This window comes from Aeromonas sp. L_1B5_3 (assembly GCF_963866575.1).
In the GTDB taxonomy this organism is placed as follows: Bacteria; Pseudomonadota; Gammaproteobacteria; order Enterobacterales; family Aeromonadaceae; genus Aeromonas; species Aeromonas jandaei.
Window position 1 is genome coordinate 1 of sequence record NZ_CAWMDN010000034.1, and the last position, 435, is coordinate 435.

At 58.4% G+C, this 435-nt stretch carries 1 protein-coding gene; it reads left to right on the forward strand.

The window, feature by feature from the left end; translation table 11 throughout:
* On the forward strand, positions 1–435 hold a 435-nt coding region (locus tag AACR93_RS02985; protein WP_043852241.1), incomplete at both ends, for a type I restriction-modification system subunit M N-terminal domain-containing protein.

A 435-nucleotide genomic window follows, 5' to 3' on the forward strand; every position in this document is an offset into this window, starting at 1 on the left:
GTTGCGATGAACTGCGCGGTGGCATGGACGCCTCCCAGTACAAGGACTATGTGCTCACCCTGCTGTTTGTGAAGTACGTTTCCGACAAGGCCAAGGGTAACCCCTACGCCATGATTGAGGTGCCGCACGGGGCGAGTTTTAGTGACATGGTGGCGCTCAAGGGGACCGCGAATATCGGCGAGGCGATCAACCTCACCATCTCGGCGCTGGCCGAAGCTAATGATCTCAAGGGCGTCATCGACATCGCCGACTTCAACGATGAGGACAAGCTCGGCAAGGGCAAGGAGATGATCGACCGCCTGACCAAGCTGATTGGCATCTTCGAGGGGCTGGATCTCTCCGCCAACCGCACCGAGGGCGATGATCTGCTAGGCGATGCCTACGAATACCTGATGCGCCACTTTGCCACTGAATCGGGCAAGTCCAAGGGGCAGT